Source organism: Massilia sp. TWP1-3-3 (assembly GCF_049897805.1).
GTDB lineage: Bacteria > Pseudomonadota > Gammaproteobacteria > Burkholderiales > Burkholderiaceae_D > Telluria_A.
Map to the genome: position 1 here is coordinate 71999 of NZ_JAFCWX010000022.1, position 18292 is coordinate 90290.

General features: G+C 63.4%; 14 protein-coding genes. 7 read left to right on the top strand and 7 right to left on the bottom strand.

What is annotated here, in order from left to right; translation table 11 throughout:
• Window positions 1–55: 55 nt before the first annotated feature.
• Window positions 56–1852, bottom strand: coding sequence for an alkaline phosphatase D family protein (locus ACP7D4_RS19650; RefSeq protein WP_426210840.1), 1797 nt, complete (start codon window positions 1850–1852; stop codon window positions 56–58).
• A gap of 209 nt (window positions 1853–2061) precedes the next feature.
• Here ACP7D4_RS19650 and ACP7D4_RS19655 point away from each other — a divergent pair, with 209 nt between their 5' ends.
• Together ACP7D4_RS19655 and ACP7D4_RS19660 are read left to right on the top strand one after the other, a co-directional pair.
• Window positions 2062–4803 carry a polysaccharide deacetylase family protein gene (locus tag ACP7D4_RS19655; protein WP_426210842.1) on the top strand — a complete coding sequence of 914 codons (2742 nt, stop codon included), beginning with the start codon at window positions 2062–2064 and terminating at the stop codon, window positions 4801–4803.
• A gap of 68 nt (window positions 4804–4871) precedes the next feature.
• Window positions 4872–5267: a hypothetical protein gene (locus tag ACP7D4_RS19660; RefSeq protein WP_426210843.1), complete on the top strand. Its 396-nt coding sequence runs from the start codon at window positions 4872–4874 to the stop codon at window positions 5265–5267.
• A gap of 62 nt (window positions 5268–5329) precedes the next feature.
• Here ACP7D4_RS19660 and ACP7D4_RS19665 read toward each other — a convergent pair whose 3' ends face one another.
• Both ACP7D4_RS19665 and ACP7D4_RS19670 read right to left on the bottom strand, forming a co-directional pair.
• Window positions 5330–5695, bottom strand: coding sequence for a hypothetical protein (locus ACP7D4_RS19665; RefSeq protein WP_426100896.1), 366 nt, complete (start codon window positions 5693–5695; stop codon window positions 5330–5332).
• A 59-nt stretch (window positions 5696–5754) separates the two neighbouring features.
• Window positions 5755–6804 (bottom strand): DUF475 domain-containing protein, encoded by a 1050-nt coding sequence (locus ACP7D4_RS19670; protein WP_426100898.1) that lies wholly within the window; start codon window positions 6802–6804, stop codon window positions 5755–5757.
• A gap of 153 nt (window positions 6805–6957) precedes the next feature.
• Here ACP7D4_RS19670 and ACP7D4_RS19675 point away from each other — a divergent pair, with 153 nt between their 5' ends.
• The 3 genes from ACP7D4_RS19675 to ACP7D4_RS19685 all read left to right on the top strand — a co-directional run bounded on the left by ACP7D4_RS19675 (window position 6958) and on the right by ACP7D4_RS19685 (window position 11935).
• Entirely contained in the window at window positions 6958–7380 is a 423-nt protein-coding gene (locus ACP7D4_RS19675; protein WP_426100900.1) for a divergent PAP2 family protein, read from the top strand.
• Between the two features lie 177 nt (window positions 7381–7557).
• Window positions 7558–8700 (top strand): efflux RND transporter periplasmic adaptor subunit, encoded by a 1143-nt coding sequence (locus ACP7D4_RS19680; protein ID WP_426100901.1) that lies wholly within the window; start codon window positions 7558–7560, stop codon window positions 8698–8700.
• Window position 8701: 1 nt separating this feature from the next.
• Window positions 8702–11935: an efflux RND transporter permease subunit gene (locus ACP7D4_RS19685; protein ID WP_426100903.1), complete on the top strand. Its 3234-nt coding sequence runs from the start codon at window positions 8702–8704 to the stop codon at window positions 11933–11935.
• Window positions 11936–12006: 71 nt separating this feature from the next.
• Here ACP7D4_RS19685 and ACP7D4_RS19690 read toward each other — a convergent pair whose 3' ends face one another.
• The 4 genes from ACP7D4_RS19690 to ACP7D4_RS19705 form a co-directional block, all read right to left on the bottom strand.
• On the bottom strand, window positions 12007–12555 hold the full coding sequence (locus ACP7D4_RS19690; protein WP_426210845.1) for a hypothetical protein: 549 nt from the start codon (window positions 12553–12555) through the stop codon (window positions 12007–12009).
• Window positions 12556–12777: 222 nt separating this feature from the next.
• On the bottom strand, window positions 12778–13680 hold the full coding sequence (locus ACP7D4_RS19695; protein WP_426210846.1) for an NAD(P)H-hydrate dehydratase: 903 nt from the start codon (window positions 13678–13680) through the stop codon (window positions 12778–12780).
• A 25-nt stretch (window positions 13681–13705) separates the two neighbouring features.
• Complete coding sequence (locus ACP7D4_RS19700) at window positions 13706–14467, bottom strand: histidine phosphatase family protein (RefSeq protein WP_426210847.1); 762 nt, start codon at window positions 14465–14467, stop codon at window positions 13706–13708.
• Window positions 14468–14543: 76 nt separating this feature from the next.
• Complete coding sequence (locus ACP7D4_RS19705; protein WP_426210849.1) at window positions 14544–15950, bottom strand: L-cystine transporter; 1407 nt, start codon at window positions 15948–15950, stop codon at window positions 14544–14546.
• Between the two features lie 146 nt (window positions 15951–16096).
• Here ACP7D4_RS19705 and ACP7D4_RS19710 point away from each other — a divergent pair, with 146 nt between their 5' ends.
• Entirely contained in the window at window positions 16097–17509 is a 1413-nt protein-coding gene (locus tag ACP7D4_RS19710) for a pyridoxal phosphate-dependent decarboxylase family protein (RefSeq protein WP_426210850.1), read from the top strand.
• Between the two features lie 110 nt (window positions 17510–17619).
• Window positions 17620–18273: a pyridoxamine 5'-phosphate oxidase family protein gene (locus ACP7D4_RS19715; RefSeq protein ID WP_426210851.1), complete on the top strand. Its 654-nt coding sequence runs from the start codon at window positions 17620–17622 to the stop codon at window positions 18271–18273.
• The last annotated feature ends 19 nt before the right edge of the window (window positions 18274–18292 follow it).

Consider the following 18292-nt stretch of genomic DNA (forward strand, 5'->3'; position numbering starts at 1 on the left):
GGCACGCTGTAGAGGCCGGGCGCCTTGCGGAAGCGGGCCAACGCTTTTTCCGACCTCACACGTTGTCTTCCACCACCGGGCTGGTCGACCCTGACGCCAGCGTGATGCGGGTGCGCTTGAGCAGCGGCGACGCCGGCTTGCTGCCATCCGCATTCAAGGGCTTGACCTTGTTGAACATGACCACAAAACTGGCCGCCGTCACGGTGGCCACCGCAAACCCCTGCGCGTCATGGTCGGCATACGCAAAGTCCGGGTTATTGCCGCGAATGACAGCGTCGAAGGTGGCCGGCGTTGCCACCAGCGGCGCCAGCGGCGTGGCGCCGGCGCCGTCGCGCAGATAACGGTAGAACGAGTCGCTGCTGATGCCGGCCGCCACAAAGTCGACCGCCACGGGCGTGCCTACCGCAGGATGCGCATTGTCGCGGATGGTCCCGCACTGGAACGCATGCAGGTCGCCCGTGATCGCCACCACGTTCTTGATGCTGTTCGCCTTCAGGAATGTCATCAAGTCAGCGCGGTGGCTCGGGTAGCCGTCCCAGGCGTCGGCATTGACCACGTACTGCTTGTCGTACGGCGCCGGGGCTAGAGCGCGCAGGTCGATCTGCATGCGGTTGAGCGTGACTTCGTTGCCCCATACTTTCCAGCTTGCGGTGGCGCCCTTGAGCGTGTCCTTCCACCACTCGGTCTGGGCCCGGCCCAGGATCGACGGCGCGTGCCCCAGCACCTGGCTGTCGACCAGCTCGAACTGCTGCAGCACCGGCAGCGGCACAAAATAACGCGCGCCGATCTTGTCGTCGCCCTGCAGCCGATCGTGGCCGGTCAGCGTTGCCAGTTCGGCTTCGCCCACCACATGGTCGTCGCGGTACAGGCGCTGGTCCGTCATCACCAGGTGCATCAGTGTGCCGAAGCGGAAGTCGCGGTAAATGCGGATGTTCTCGTGGCCAGGTTTGCCCAGGTCGAACGAGACGTCGCCAAAGTCGATCGGCATGTACTCGGCCCAGGCCTGGGTGGCACTGCGCCGGCGCTCGGTCTGGCGCGTGTTGGCGTTGTTGTAGGTCTGGTGGTCCTGCCAGCAATCGTCGGAAAACTCGTGGTCGTCCCAGATCGCGATCATCGGAAACTTGCGGTGCAGTTCCTGCAGACGCGCGTCGCCGCGGTAGGTGCGGTACAGCGTGCGGTAGTCTTCCAGGCTGGTGGCGTAGACGCCCGTTTCGGCGCCGCTGCGCGCAGTGCCGTCGGGCAGCGTGATCCGGCCGTGCGCCGCTTCCGCCGCGCCGCTCTGGAACGTGGCGCCCACCGTCTCGTAGATGTAGTCGCCCAGGTGTACCAAAAAATCGAGTTCTTCGGCCGCGATCAGGTCCATCGCCGCCCAGTGGTTCACGCTCCAGTCCTGGCAGGTCATCCAGGCAAATGTCATCTTGGCCGGCGCGCTCGCGGCCCCCGGCGCCGTTTTGGTCTGGCCGGCGACGCTCTTGTCCTGGCCTGCGCAAAAGCGGTAGTAGTAGCGCGTGCCGGGCGCAAGCCCCGTCACTTTCGCGCGCACCGTGTAGTCGTACTGGCGCGTGGCGGACAGGTCGACCGATGCGGCCAGCGTGGCGAAGGTGCTGGCGCTCGACACTTCGAGCCTAACCGGCACCGTTTCGAGGCCATGGCTCGACAGGCAGCGGGTCCAGAAGACGCAGCTCGCCTCCTTCGGGTCGCCGCTGGCGACGCCGAGCGGGAATGCAAAGGACCCGGCCGGCGCTTGCGCGGTGTCGTCGCTGTTGTCGCTTGCGCCGCAGGCGGCCAGGCTGGCGCCGGCCGACACCACGGTGAAATACATCGAACTGCGTAAGAATGAACGGCGATCCATACGGTTTGTCTCCTGGGGATTGTAGTTTTTGCCATCACGTGGTGTTTTTGCCATGAGCTTAGCCAACTGCGGCGCGCTGGTATTGCGCATTGATGACAGCTGCTTGCGCGATTGCGCCACAGCGGCGAACGGCTCACCTTTCCTTGGACCAAATGTTGCAATACAATCTACGCACCTTTACCGCACTCATTCGACCCACAGGCTCTATCGTGATCTCCAAACCCGCAAGAATCGGCGCCGCAGTGGCCGCCGCCGGCGCCATCGGCGCTGCCGCGCTGTTCGCCGCCCGTCCACCGGCGCCGCCGGTCGCACTGTCCGCGCCCGTCGCCCAGGGCAACCAAGTGGCCCCGGCGCCGGCCGACCCGGCCAAGGGCGCGCTGCTCGAGCGCGGCGTCAAGGAGCTGCTGACCGACTACCGCAAAATCATCGTGCTGCTGGCCGACGAGGCCACACTGACCGTACAACAGCGCGCGCACACCACCGAGGTGGGCCAGGAGCTGTTTCACCAAAACCAGGCGCGCGGCGTGGCGCTGGAGAGCGAACTGGCAGCGCTGCTCGCGTCGAACCGGTCCGACCGCTATGACATCCTGCATGGCCTGCTCGAGTTCATCGAGTCCGACAAGAGCTTGTACGACGCCGACCGGCTGGCCTTTCGCGAACTGCTGCAGGCGCTGCTGGCCGACGTGGCGCGCGACTCGTCGCTGCCGGCCATCAAACTGCACAAGCGCGTCTCCGAGGACGTCGATGCGCTCGCCGAGATCGAACACAATTACGAAAAGGAGATCCGCCAGATCTTCGGGCGCTACGAGCAGCGTGGCATTGAACTGAAACGCGAGAAGTGGGAAGCCTACGTCGCTTACCTGAAGACGCTGCACAGCCGCGAAGCGATCCTCAAGGAGCACGGCGTGGTGCTGCCGTATCCGCCGCGCCCCGAGGTGCCGGCCGCCGGCGCACCCGGCAGGGAGGAAGCGGGCGAGATTTTCGGGGCCGGCCTGCCGCCCAAGACCGTGGTGCTGACCTTTGACGACGGCCCGCACCGGCGCTACAGCGAGGAGATCGCCGCCATCCTCAAGCAGTACAATGTGCCGGCCGTGTTCTTCAACGTGGGCACCAACCTGGGCACCGTGGGCGCGGACGGCAAGGCCACACTGAACGCCGGCGCTGAAGTGAGCCGCAAGTTGAGCCGGGCCGGTTACGTGCTGGCCAACCACAGCTACACGCACGCGCAGCTGTCCAAGGAAACCGGCGAAAAGCTCCGAGCCGAGATCTTCAATACCGACCTGCTGCTCAAAGCGGTCGACAAGGACCGCTCGGAGCTGTTCCGCTTTCCCTACGGTGCGCGCAACAAGGAAGGCTTGACCACGCTGGCGGGCGCCCATTTGCGCTCGGTGATGTGGAACATCGATTCGCTCGACTGGGCCGATCCGGTGCCATCCTCGATCACCGAACGGGTGCTCCATTCGGTTGAAAAAGAAGGGCGCGGGATCATCCTGTTCCACGATATCCACGCGCGCGCGGTCAAGGCGCTGCCGGCCATCCTGGAGCGCCTGATTGCGGACGGCTACCAGTTCGCCGGCTGGGACGGCACCACTTTCAAGACCGCCAAGGGCGCCGCGATGGCGCCGCCGGCGGCGCCCGCCAGCCAGGGCTATGCCAATTCATGGGCCATTGTGATCGGCATCGACGACTACCCCAAGTGGCCCAAGCTGCAGTACGCGGTGCGCGACGCGCGCGGGGTGCGCCAGACGCTGGTGGACAAATTCGGCTTCGCGCCCGAGCGCGTGGTCGCGCTTGAAAACGCGGCCGCCACGCGCAGCGGCATCCTGGCCGCGTTCCATGACCGGCTGGCGCACGGCGGGGTGCAAAAGAACGACCGCATCTTCGTGTTTTTTGCGGGCCACGGCGCCACCCGGCACCTGAGTTCCGGGCGCGACCTAGGTTACATCGTGCCCTACGATTCGGACCCCGCGCAGTTTGCCACCGACGCCATTCCCATGACCGAGATCCAGAATATCGGCGAGAGTCTCACCGCCAAGCACGTGCTGTTCGTGATGGATGCCTGCTACAGCGGCCTTGGCTTGACGCGCGGCGGCGGGGCCGGCAACTTTTTGCGCGATAACGCGAAACGCACCGGGCGCCAGATGCTCACTGCCGGCGGGGTCGACCAGCTGGTGTCGGACGGCGGGCCGAACGGGCACTCGGTGTTCACCTGGACCTTGCTGCAAGGTTTGGCGGGCAAGGGCGACTTGAATGGCGACGGCTTGATCACCGCCACTGAACTGGCGGCCTATGTGGCGCCGGCGGTGGCCAGCGTGTCGAATCAGACGCCAGCGTTCGGCAGCTTGCCGGGTTCGGAAGGGGGCGACTTCGTGTTCGAGCTGCCGGCCGAGACCGAGTTCCTTAGTCCGCAGAGCGCGCAGCTGTCCAGCGAGGCAATTGCGCTCAATTCCAAGCTTGATGCGGCGCGGCCGGAACCGGTGGCCAAGGCGGAGGAAAAGCCGGGCAAGGTATCGCCGGCGACGCCGGTAACCGTCAAGGATTTGCAAGGCAATGAGCAAAAACTGGTGACGCCGCAGGCGGTGCCGTCGTCGATGCGCCAGCTGGCGCAGCGGGCGAACGATCGCGGGCTGCAGATGTACAAGGAAAAGCAGTATGTGCAGGCCGAGGCGGAATTTACCGAGGCGCTCAAGCTGCGCCCTGATTTTGCGCTGGCGGCAAATAATCTGGGCTTTGTGTTTTACAAGCAGGAAAAGTACAAGGAGGCGGCGCGCTGGTTTGACAATACGGTGAAGATGGATCCGTCGCGCTCGGTCGCGTATCGCAATCTGGGGGACGCCCAATTGCGGGCGGGGGAAAGCGCGAAAGCAAAGGCGGCCTACACAACGTACCTGGCGCTCGCGCCCACGGGTGCGGGCGCCGATTATGTCAAGCAGCAGCTGGAGAAGCTGTAAGTGCTGTGGCTTTGGAAGTTATTCAAAGGAAGCGATGCTGATCGGGCTGGCCACCTACATGTAGCGGTTTGTCGCAAACGCGCCGCCGCCGCACGCATCTGGCGGTGGTGCAATCATGCTCGCCTGCAGTGGTGCATATTGGGCCGTATTTTTTGGGCGAAGCGCAATACACCGGTCCGGATAGGTGCGACGGCACCCAGGACGATTGCATTTGCTTTCAACAACGAGTCGGACGCCAGGGCCTTGTTGGCAGCTTTTTGCTGCTCTCTGCCTTCAAACCTGCGCTGCAATCCATTGCCTTTGTTGGAGGACTGTTCAGCGTCGTTTCGTTCCTCATTCTTGCGGCCGCTGCAGGAAGCCATAACGCGCAGATTGCCCGTGTCGTCGTGGCAGACCTTGTTGTCCTGATTTGCCTGGTTGTAGGCGCGCTTGCGCATGTTCATATGCTGCGCAAGCGCTGGTAAAGAGCCGTGCCAGGAGCGCTCACAACGCCAGGTTCACACCAGCGTCAGCGGCGTCGTCGCCATCAAGGCGATACCGCCACTTTCTCGATGAAATGCTCGGTCTCGCCGAAACAGGATGACGGCACGCCCTTGTGCTGCGCGTACGTCAGTACCACGCGCTTGCCCGTTGCCGCCAGCAAGTCCTTGGCGACAAGGTCATCGCGCACCGAAAACGGGAAGCGCTCGGGAATGGCGCCGGGCATGCTTGAGAGCAGGATTTCGCCTTCCCAGGTCTTGCACAGCCATCCTTTTTTGGAAAACTTTTGCAGATAGCCGGCCCGCTCGCCCTCGGAGTACGACCAGCTCAGCGTAAACCAGGTGTACAGGGAGAGCAGGACCAGAACGGCCCCGAGCAGTGACAGAAACAGGAACAAGACGCGTTTTGGCATGGTGTATAGACTGTGGTTGGTTAAAGGTCGCGCCTATTGTGCCACTAATGGCCGATTTATCAAGCCTCGACGCTCAAGCCCAGCGCTTCCTGCTGCTTTTTATAGCGCAGCGATGACCATAGCGACACGGCAATGAACGCCACGCCCGACAGCCCCGTCACCCATTCCTTGATGTCATACGTCACGCTGGCGAACATGATCAGCGCCAGGATGCCGATGGCGTAGTGCGCCCCGTGTTCCAGGTACACGAACTCTTGCAAGGTTCCCTTATCGACCAAATACACCGTCATGGAACGCACGAACATGGCGCCGATGGCCAGCCCCAGCATGATGATGACAACATCATTGGTGATGGCAAAGGCGCCGATCACGCCGTCGAAACTAAAGGATGCGTCGAGCACTTCCAGGTACAGGAAGCCGCCAATGCTGCCGCGCGAAATCATCTTGCCTAGTACCGGGTCGTGCTCCTCTTCTTCCAGCAAACCGCTGACCCAGTTGACGCCCACATACACCACTACGCCAAGCACGCCCGCCACCAGCACGCTGAGCTTGCTCGCCGCAGGCACCAGCGACATGGCGCCAAACGCGGCGCACAGGGTGACCAACACGGCCAAGCCTTCGCTGCCGTACTGCCCGACCTTCTGTTCGATCCATCCCAGCCAATGCAGTTCCCGCTCTTCGTCGAACAAAAAGTTGAGGAAAACCAGCAGCAGGAAGGCGCCGCCGAACGAGGCGACCTGGGCGTGATTGGCGCCAAGGTGGTGTGCATACACGTCCGGCGTGTCGAGCGCCATGTGCCAGACGTCGCCCATGCCCAGGCCCGTCGCTACGGAGACAATTAGCAGCGGAAAGAACAGACGCATCCCGAACACGGCCACCATGATCCCCACCGTCAGAAACAGCTTGCGCCAGAACGCGTCCCAGTGGCGCAGCACCGAGGCATTGACGACCGCGTTGTCGAACGAGAGCGACACTTCGAGGATGCCAAGCACCGCCGTAATCCACAGCGCCGACAGCAACCCGGGCATGCCGTGGCGATGGTAGCCCCACCATCCAGCCAGGCCCATCAATACAATGGTCACCGCTACCGATAATCTGAAATGCTTCATGCTGTTCCTTTGCCGTCGTGTTCGCCGAAATGACACACTCCCGCCAGTTTAACCGTAGCGGGGCCGGCCGAGGCGCAGCGGATGTGGCTGCGGCGCCGGTCATCTGCGATAATTCTGCCGAGCATCTACCGCATCGATTTTTAGAAGGCATCAATGGATATCAGTTACCTCGTCACTCCCTTCCTGACCTGGCTGGTGGTTGGCCCGATCAAGTTTCTTATCAATAGCGCGCGCCAGCGCCGCTGGGCGTTCAATTTGGTCGGCAACGGCGGCTTTCCAAGCAACCATAGTTCCGTGGTCACCAGCATGGCGACCCTGATCGCGCTGCGCGAAGGCATGGGCCATCCGGCTTTCGGGGTGGCGGTCACGCTGGGCTTTATTGTCATGATCGACGCCAACAGCTTGCGCCAGCACGTGGGACGCCAGGCCAGCGCGATCAACCGCCTCGCCAACGGCGCCGCCGAGCACACCCATTTGCGGGAACGGATGGGCCATACGCTGGTCGAAATTGGCGGGGGCATCTGCACCGGCGTCGGCATGGGCTTCGCCGTTTTTTATCTGTTTAAGTCTTTCTAAGTTTCAATAGGCAATGGGCGGGAGCAATTCATGCTACTTCAATTGCAGCTCATCCCCCTAATTGCGCAGTTCAGTCATCCAAAACCGCAGTACACAGGCAAGGCAATTGACGCCCTGGGGTGCCTTTGGGATACTTGTACGCTGGTAGTTTCAATATTGTTCATTCCGGAGAATCACATGCTGCGCAAAACATTTCTTGTCCTCGCCATCGCGGCGGCCCTGGCCGCCTGCAACAAGCCGAATGACGCGGACAAGAAGGACGGCAAGGAAGAAGCGCCGAAAGTGCTGAGCATTGCGCCGGAAGATATCCTGACCGTGCATTCCAATTCGCTGGCCTCCGGTCCCGTCGTGACCGGTTCCATTCAGCCCGAGCGCAAGGCCGACGTACGGGCCGAAATTTCCGCACTGGTGCTGCAAGTGCTCAAGGAAAACGGCGATGTCGTCAAAAAAGGCGATGTGCTGGTCAAGCTTGACGAAGCGGCCATTCGCGACAGCCTCAATTCGGCCGAGGCGTCGGCGCGTTCGTCGTCGCAGGCGCTGGAGCAGGCCGAGCGCCAGGTTACCCGCATGAAAACACTGCGCGCCTCCGGCATGACCTCGATCCAGGCAATGGATGACGCCGAAGTGCGCCGCAACGCCGCCGCCAGTGAAGTGGCCGCAGCGCGCTCGCGCGCCGCCAGCGCGCGCCTGCAACTGGCCCACACGCTGGTGCGCGCGCCGTTCGACGGCGTGGTCAGCGACCGCAAGGTGTCGGCCGGCGACACCGCGTCGCCAGGCAAGGAATTGGTCAAGATCATCGATACGACCAGCATGCGCTTTGAAGGGCGCGTCTCGGCCGACCGCATCAGCGCGGTCAAGGTGGGCCAGAACGTCACCTTCAAGATCAACGGTTATGCCGGCCAGGAATTTCGCGGCATCGTCAAGCGGGTCGATCCAGCCGCCAATGAAGTCACGCGCCAGGTCGAAGTGCTGGTCGCTTTTGCGCCCGGCTCGCCGCAGCCGAAAGTGTCGGGCTTGTTTGGCGAGGGCCGGATCGAGGCCGAAAGCACCGACGCGCTGATGCTGGCCGAAAGCTCGCTGGTGAAAGCGGGCGACAAGGCCTACACCTGGCGCCTGAAGGGTAATGTGCTGAGCAAGGCCGACCTGGTGCTGGGCGCGCGCGATGCCCGCACGGGCGACCTGGAAGTGCGTAGTGGCCTGGCCGCTGGCGACGTTGTGCTGCGTACGCCCAATTCGTCGCTCAAAAATGGCCAAAAGTATCAGATGACGGTCGCCAAGGTTGCCGCCGCCGCTACGCCAGTTGCCGTGCAGGGGAAATAAGATGTTTTTATCCGATTTCTCCATCAAGCGGCCGATCGCCACCGTCGTCCTGATCATCGCGATGATGGCCATGGGGCTGCTGGCACTGTCCAAGCTGCGCGTAAACCAGAATCCCGACGTCGATATTCCCTTCATTATCGTCAACGTGCCGTATCCCGGCGCCTCGCCCGACACCGTCGAGCGCGAAGTGGTCAACCGGATTGAGAAATCCTTCCTCAGCATTCCCGGCGTTAGCAAGATCGAGTCCGACTCGAACGAAGGCAGCGCCACGTTTTTCATCGAGTTCGGTTTCGACAAGAACTTGATCGAAGCGTCCGATGAAGTGCGCAACGCGATCGCGGCGGTGCGCTACAAGCTGCCCACCGAGATGCGCGAGCCTATTTTGCAGCGCGCCGATCCGGCGTCCGAACCCGTTATCCAGCTGGCGCTGTCGTCGAGCACCCAGAGCGCGGCCGAAATTTCGCGGCTGGCCGAAGACAACATTGCCGACCGCATCCGTTCGATCGACGGCGTGTCGATCGTCAACGTGGGCGGCGCGCTCAAGCGCGAACTGTCGGTGCTGCTGCGGGCGGCCAAGTTGCGTGAATATAATGTGTCGGTCGGCGAAGTGGTGCTGGCGCTGCGCAACCAGAATACCAATGCGCCGGTGGGCAAGATTCGCGGCAGCCTGGACGAGCAGAGCATCCGCCTGGTCGGGCGCATCGAGACGCCTGAAGAATTCCAGCAGATCGTCGTCAAGCGCCGCGGCGACGAAATCGTGCGCTTGGCCCAGGTGGCCGAAATCAAAGACAGTTTTGCCGACGTCAACAATTTGTCGATTCGCAGCGGCAAGCCGAACGTGGGTATTTCGGTCAGCCGTTCGCGCGAAGCAAGTACGGTGTCTGTCGCCAACAAGGTCAAGGCGCTGGTCAAGGAAATGGAAACGGCCAAGGAACTGCAGCCGGGCACCAAGCTCGAAGTCATCGACGACGCCGGCGAGCGTTCGCAGCAAAGCTTGAATAACGTCATCGAGTCGCTGATCTTCGGCGCGGTGCTGACCATTTTCGTGGTCTACGCCTTTCTCAATTCCTGGCGCTCGACGCTCATTACCGCGCTGTCGCTGCCAACGTCGGTGGTGGCCGCCTTTATTGCCGTGTGGCTGTGCGGCTTCACGCTCAACTTCATGACGCTGCTCGGCCTGTCGCTGGCGATCGGCGTGCTGATCGATGACGCCATCGTGGTGCGCGAAAACATTGTGCGCCACATGGAGGAGCTGGGGTCGGACCGCCGCACCGCGGCCCTGAACGGCACCGCCGAGATCGGTATGGCGGTTGCCTCGACCACGTTTTCGATCATTGCCGTGTTCATTCCAGTTGCTTTCATGCCGGGTATTTCGGGCGAATATTTCCGTCCCTTTGCCCTGACCGTGACGTGCTCGGTGCTGGTCAGCCTGGTCATTTCCTTCACGCTCGACCCGATGTTGTCGGCTTACTGGGGCGACCCGGTCGGCCACCATACCTTGCCAAAAACGGGCATCAGCCGGGTGTTGCAGCGCTTTAATCACTGGTTCGATGAGCAGGCCAACCGCTACAGCAAAGTCATTGCCTGGGCGCTGCATCACCGCGTCTGGATGGCGCTGCTTGCCTTGGTCACGTTTGTCGGCGCGATCGCGCTGCAGGTTCTCAAGGGCGACAGCGAATTTCTGCCCAAGACCGATTCCGGCCAGTTGATGATCACCGTGCGCACGCCCGCCTCGTCGAGCGTGGAATATGCCCGCCTGAAAATGGAAAGCGCCGCCGCCATGGCGCGCGAGATCAAGGAAGTCAAGGAAACCAATAGCCGCGTGGACGCCAGCGGCGGTCGCGTGCGGATCGATATCGGCAAGAAGCGCACACGCACGCGTAGCGCCAAGGAAATTGCGGTCGAGCTGCGTGAAAAAATCAAGACGCTGGTGGGCGCCGAATACGTGGTGATGGACGACTTGAACAATGGCTCGCGCAAACCGATTCAAATTGAATTTACCGGTCCCGACTCGCGCAAACTGCTTGAAATTGCCAACACCTTTATGGAAAAGCTGCGCAACGTGCCTGGCGCAGTCGACGTCGGCCTGTCTGAACAGGATCCGAAAAATGAATTGAAAATTGAAATGGACCGGGGCTTGGCCAATTCGATGGGCATTTCCGTCAATGATGCGGCGCAGTCCTTGCGGGTGGCATTTGCCGGCGTGGAAGTGGGCGACTGGGTCGACCCGACCGGCGAGTCGCGCGATGTGGCGGTGCGCCTGCACCCTGAGGACCGGGTCAACGCCGAGAACATCGAACGCTTGCCGATCGCCGTGACGGGCACCAGCGAAATGGTGCCGCTGGACCAGATTGCCAAGATTACGATGGGCAAGGGCCCGTCGGGCATTGAACACAAGAATGGCAACCGCACCATTTCGGTCTCGGCCAACGCGCAGGGCCGCTCCAGCGGCGAAGTGACCAAGGATGCGATGAAATTGGCCGACAGTTTCGATTTCCCGCCCGGCTATGGACGTGAACTCGGTGGCTCGGGCAAGAATCAGAACGACCTGATGATGAACATGGTGGTTGCGCTGGCGTCGGGCATTGCGCTGATGTACATGATCCTGGTCATTCAGTTCGGCTCGTTCACGGCGCCGATGGCGGTGATGATTTCGCTGCCGCTGTCGCTGATCGGCGTGGTGCTGGCGCTGAAGATCACCGGCCAGTCCTTGAACCTGATGAGCATGATCGGCATCATCATGTTGATGGGCCTGGTCGCCAAGAACGCCATCTTGCTGCTGGACGCTGCGCGCCGGCGCGAGGCGGACGGCTTTGACCGCGAGCAGGCGCTGATGGACGCAGGCCGCATGCGTTTGCGCCCGATCTTGATGACAACCTTTGCGCTGATCGCCGGCATGATCCCGGTGGCGCTGGGGCTGGGCGAGGGCGGCGAGTTCTACCGTCCACTGGCCATTGCAATTATCGGCGGCACGATCACCTCGACGATTCTAACCTTGCTGGTCGTGCCGACGTTCTACGACAGCATCGAGGTCTCACGCGACAGAATGTTCGCCAAGTTTGAACGCCGGGCCGCGCGGTCCAACGGTTTGTGGGCCTTCCTGGTGACCTTGGTCGAGATGATCCTGACGCTGCTGCTGGTGCGCTTTGTCTACCGCACCATCATGCTGGGTGTGCGGACGGCAACTGGCCGTCGTGCGCCGGGCGCGGTACCGGTTGTGTTGAACAAGATGTAAGCCATATTTTTTGGAGAAAAAGCCCGCAAACTCTGCGGGCTTTTTTTTTGCTTGATCGGCGCCCGCAATCTTTAGTGGCGCGTGCCGTTGCGCTCTGGCGGCGTGGTGGTGCCGCTGCCGGAGGTGCCGCTGGTGCCGCTGCCGGAGGTGCCGCTGGTGCCGCTGCCCGAGGTGCCGCTTCCGCTGGTGCCGCCCGTCATGCCGCTGGTGCCGCTGGTGCCGCTACCCGTCATGCCGCTGGTACCACTGGTGCCGCTGGTACCGCTGGTTCCGGACGATCCACTTGTGCCTGTGGTGCCGCTGCCGCTGGTGTCGGTCCCGCCGGTGCCACTGGTACCACCGCTGGTGCCACCGCTGGTACCGCTGGTACCGCTGGTGCCACCACTCGTCCCGCTGGTGCCTGTATCGCCGGTGGTGCCGGTGCCCGTAGCGCCGCCAGTGCCGCTGGTACCGCTGGTACCGCTGGTACCGCTGGTACCGCTGGTACCTGAGGTGGTGGCCGGCGTGGTGGTATCGCCCGTGGTGGCGGGCGTGGTGTCATTGCGCTTGCAAGCGCCGAGCATGGCGGTCAGCAGGGCCGCAGCCAAAAGGATTTTTGGTGCATTTGAAAGTGCTTTCATCGTTTACTCCTCGTTCACGTCAGTTGATGCCGCCCGGGTGTTGGACGACGCATTTCAGTCCCGCACTTGAGTCCTGATGCACGAATATGACTGTGAAAATTTAGACGCGTAACTTCTCTCAGGGTTCGGCTTTTTTTGCGGTTCGAGGGTAAATAGACGTCCACGCCCGCGCAATTTGATCGAGATCAAAGGACGGAATTGCGCGGCGGGAAAGAAACGGATTCAGCCGAGAGCGGCCTGTGCCATAAGGGAAGAAATTTCATCCGGCAATTCGCGGGCGAGATAGCCCAGCATGCCCATGCGCGCCGCCAGCCGTTCGCCCGCCAGTGCGTGCAATGCCACGCCCCAGCAGCTTGCCTGCTCGAGCGTTGCGCCGCGCGCGGCCAGGCCGGCGATGATGCCGGCCAGTACATCGCCGGAGCCGGAACTGGCCAGCCCGACATTGCCGCCTTCGTGCTGCCACATGTCGCCGTTGGGCGCGCTGATGATGGTGCGCGCCCCCTTGAGCGCCACCACCGCGTGCCAGGTTTGCGCCGCGCCCGTGGCCATGGCTTGCGGATTGGCGCCGATTTCTTCCTTGGTGTTGCCGGTCAGGTGAGCCATTTCGCCCGCGTGCGGCGTGACGATGACGGCTTGCTCGAAGCGGAACGGCGGGGCGTCGTCGGGCAAGTCGGGATTGAGGATGATGCCCATGGCGCAGGCGTCGAGGATGACGCTGGCGCCCGCCAGGCGCGGCAGCAGCGCGCGCACCAGTTCGGCGGTGCCGATTTCATCCTGCATGCCCGGCCCGATCAGGATGGCGCTGACCTTGTCGGCCAGCGGATCGAGTTCGGCCATTGCTTCATGCGTGAAACCGCCGTCGGCTGTTTCGCGCAGGCCGATCACGCGCGCCTCGGGCATGGCCAGCGCCACCAGCTGCGCCACGCTGGCGCCGGTGGCAATGGTCAGCTTGCCGGCGCCGGCGCGCAGCGCCGCCGTGGCCGCCAGGATGACGGCGCCCGGCATTTCGCGCGAGCCGCCCAGCACCAGCACGTGGCCGCGGTCTTCCTTGTCGCCTTCGTGCGAGGGCAGCGGCCAGCCGCGCAGGGCCGCAGCATCGAGACTGATCATGTGGGTGTGTGACACAGGCATCTCCATCGGGCCAATGCGCCTACGCTTTCGGAGCAGAGGGGACATCTTTTTGTACCGTGACTGGCGTTCCCGCCGCTTCGAGTGGTGCGACGAAGTTGGTTAATTGAAGGACCAGCTTACCGTGCCTGCCTTGTTCGCTGTCGAACGCGTACGAGGTGACCGAGCAGTTGGGGACGTCGCCGGCGCGGTCGTAGGCGAGAATGGTCGCTTCATCGAGGCGCTCGAACAGATAGCGGAAGCAATTGACCGTGACCTGGTGGCCGACGATGAGCACGCACTCGCCGCAGTATTCGCGGGTGATGGTGTCGAGCACGCTGCGCAGGCGCAAGATGACGTCGCACCAGCTTTCGCCCCCCGGCGGGCGGAAATAAAATTTGCCCACATGCTGGCGCTGCTCGTACAGGTCGGGATACTTGCTGTTGATGCCAAGCGTGGTCAGGCGGTCGAGGATGCCGAATTCCTTTTCGCGGATCCGCTCGTCCACCTGCACCGTCACTTTTGGCAAGCCTATTTGCTCGACGATGATGCGCGCCGTTTCAGCGGCGCGCACGTAGGGCGAATGCAGCACGACATTGGGGCGCGACGCTTCGGGCAGCGAGCCGAACCAGCCGCCCAGCGCGCGCGATTGCTCCACGCCCAGCGGCGAGAGCGGCACGTCGACGTCGCGTTCGGCAATGTCAATCAGCAGCCCGGCCGCAGCCTCGGCCGCGTCGCGCGCCACATTGCCCGCACTTTGCCCGTGCCGGACCAGCCAGATTTCTTGCGGCCATTTTTGTTCCATCGCTTGTTCCAAACTCACTATTGGCTTCACGTCATGATAGACGCAGTCGGCGGGCGGTCAGCGCACGATACGGCGCTCAGGCTGGCAGCGTTTCGCGGTCGAGGTCGAGCACGTCCTTGCGGTTGAAGACGGCCAGGTCGGTCTGGCCCATCAGGCGGCTCGTCACGGTGCCCGCGGTGATCGAGCCGCTCACATTAAGCGCGGTGCGGCCCATGTCGATCAGCGGCTCGATCGAGATCAGCAGGCCCGCCAGCGCCACCGGCAAATCCATGGCCGAGAGCACGATCAATGCGGCGAACGTGGCGCCCCCGCCAACGCCGGCAATGCCGATCGAACCGACCACGATGATGGCAATCAGCGGCACCAGAAAGCTCAGCGTCATCGGGTCGATGCCGACCGTGGGCGCGATCATCACGGCCAGCATGGCCGGATAAATACCCGCGCAGCCATTCTGGCCCATGACGGCGCCAAACGAGGCGGCAAAGTTAGCGATGCCCTCGGGCGTGCCCAGGCGCGTGGTCTGGGTTTGCACCGACATGGGAATGGCGCCGGCGCTGGTGCGCGAGGTAAAGGCGAACAGCAGCACCGGCGCGATTTTTGCGGCATAGCGCACCGCATTCAGGCCCACGCCGCTGATGATGATCAGGTGCACGCAGAACATCAGCAGCAAGGCGCTGTATGAGGCCAGCACGAAGGTAATCAGTTTCATGATGCCGGCCAGGCTGGAGCCGGCCACGACCTTGGCCATCAGCGCGAACACGCCGTAGGGCGTCAGGCGCAGCACCAGGGTGACCAGGCGCATCACGATCGCGTGCGCAACCTTGATGAAGTGGCTGAAGGCGGCGAACATCTCGGGTTGCTTGTCGGCGATACCAGTGCCGGCGATGCCGATAAAGATGGAAAATATCACCACCGCGATGGTCGAGGTATCGCGCGCGCCGGTCAAGTCCAGGAACGGGTTCGATGGCAGGAAGCTGAGCAGCATGCCGGGCAGCGAAATCGCCTTGGCCGCCTCAAGGTGGCCCTGCAGATAGGCGCCGCGCGCAACTTCAGCGGCGCTGGCAGTCAGGCCGACAGCGCTCAAGCCATACAGTCTGGCCATCAGGATGCCGATGACGGCGGCAATCATGGTCGTCACCAGCAGTGTGCTGATGGTCAGCACGCTGATTTTCCCCAGCGAACGGGCATCCTTCAGTTTGAGGATGGCGCCGATGATCGACACCATGATCAGCGGCATGATGATCATTTGCAGCAGCGCCACGTAGCCCTTGCCGATGACGTCCAGGTAGGCGATGGTGTCGGCGATCATGGGCGTGCCGGCGCCGTAGACGGCCTGGAACGCGGCGCCCAGCAGCACGCCCATGCCGAGCGCGCTGAACACGCGCTTGGTAAACGACAGATGCGCCGCCTGCATGCGGTACAGCAGGAAGCAGCCGGCCAAGGCGATGGCAATATTGAGTGCGAGCAGGGGAGAGAAAATCATGTGTGCCTCGGGCAAGTGATGTTGGCATTCTATAGAAAATCTGCCAAGGACACAGTGCGAAGGTGCGCCTGGCGCCGGCCGACATGACAGGCTGAGATGGGATGTGGATAATGGCGGCATTCATCTTACTCTTGCCAGGAATCCGCATGACGAACGCCTCCCCCTTTCGCCTGGTGCTCGAACGCGCGCTGAGCCACTCGCTGGCGCACCTGGACAGCCTGGACCTGGCTCCGGTCGCGGCCAGCGCCAGCCTGGAAACGCTGCGCGAGCGCCTCGCCAAGCCGTTGAACCGGGCATCGATGGCGCCCGAAGCGGTCATCGACGAACTGGTGCGAGACACCGCCGGCGGCATCACCGGCAGTGCGGGCGGCCGCTTTTTTGGCTGGGTGATCGGCGGCGCGCTGCCCGCCGCGCTGGCGGCCGACTGGCTGACCGGCGCCTGGGACCAGAACGCCGCATCGTTTGGGTGCGCGCCGGCTGAAGCGGTCATCGAGGAAGTGTGCGGCGCGTGGCTCAAGCAGTTGCTGGGACTGCCCACCGGCGCCAGCTTCGCCGTGACCAGCGGCTGCCAGATGGCGCACCTGACGGCACTAAGCGCCGCGCGCAACGCGCTGTTGGCGCGCAGCGGCTGGGACGTGGAGCGCGACGGCCTGTTCGGCGCGCCGCGCATTCGCATCTTGAGCAGCGACCAGTACCACGGCAGCATCACGCGCGCCACGCGCATGCTGGGCATGGGCACCGCATGCGTGACCGGCCTGCCGGCCAACGACGCCGGCCAGCTCGACAGGGCCACGCTGGCGCGCGCGCTGGCAGACGATGCCGGCGCGCTGACGATCGTGCTGCTGCAGGCGGGGGATTTGAATATCGGCGCCTTTGACGATTTCGCCGAGCTGATTCCGCTCGCGCACAGCCATGGCGCGTGGGTACACGTGGATGGCGCTTTCGGGCTGTGGGTCAATGCGAGTGAGCGCTACCGGCATTTGCTGGCCGGCGTGGCGCTGGCCGATTCATGGGCGACGGACGGCCACAAGTGGCTCAATGTGCCGTATGACAGCGGCTTTGCATTCGTTGCCGATCCGGCCCCGCATCGCGCCGCCATGTCGTACGAGGCGCACTACATTGCGCACAACGACCTGGTGCGCGAGCAGAAGGACTGGAACCCGGACTGGTCGCGCCGCGGGCGCGGCGTGGCCGCCTATGCGGCGCTGCGCCAGCTTGGCGCCGAAGGCGTGGCGGCGCTGGTTGAGCGCTGCTGCGAGGCGGCGCGCGCCATCGCGACCGGCATCGCGGCGCTGCCTGGTGCGCAGCTGGTGTGGGAGCCGCGCATCAACCAGGGGCTGGTGCGCTTTCAGGACTTGTGCGCCGGCGCCACCGAGGCCGAGCATGACAGGCGCACCGACGCGGTGTGCGAGGCCGTGGTGCAAGGCGGCGAAGCTTTTTTCAGCAACACGACGTGGCGCGGCAAGCGCTGCATGCGCATATCCGTGTGCAACTGGCAGACCAGCGACAGCGACGTGGCGCGCGCCGTGGCGGCGGTGGCCCGGGTGCTCGCCAAGTAGTGGTCCCAAGTATTTACGTGATAATGGATCTTATGCGGGAGCCATGGCGGCCGCTATATTACGGCTTCACTTAGCACCTTCACTTAGCCCCTTCACTTCTTTGGAATGCCATGACCGTCTCCGCACCACCAAGCGAGCGCACCCGCGTGCGCCGCATCGCCGAAAACGCCGACTACGAGCGCGCCACGCTGCACGCCATCATCGATGCGGCCTATCTGTGCCACATTGCGTTCAGCGATGCCAAGGGCGCGCATTGCATTCCGACCGCTTGCTGGCGCGAAGGCGAGTATTTGTACGTGCACGGCTCGAACGGCGGGCGGCTGGTCAAGCTGTTGGCGCAGGGCGCGCAGGCGTGCGTGACGATCACCCATCTCGATGGCCTGGTGCTGGCGCGCAGCGCGTTCAGCCACTCGATGAATTATCGGTCGGCGATGATCTATGGCGTGTTCGAGAAGGTACTCGATGAAGCCGACAAGCGCGCCTCGATGGTGGCGTTCATGGACAAGATTACGCCTGGCAGGCAGGCCGAAGTCAGAGCCGGGAGCGACAAGGAATTCGATGCGACGACCATCTTGCGCATCGCGCTCGATGAAGCGGCGTGCAAGGTGCGCGCGGGCGGGCCGAGTGACGAGCCGGAGGATATGGCGCTGACCGTGTGGGCGGGAGTGTTGCCGTTTGTGGTGCAGAACGCCGCGCCGGTGCGCGATGAGGTGTGCGTGGCGCCGCCGCCGGGGTATGTGAGTGCGTGGGCGGGGGCGAGCTGAAGTTCTGCGCTCCCGCGGA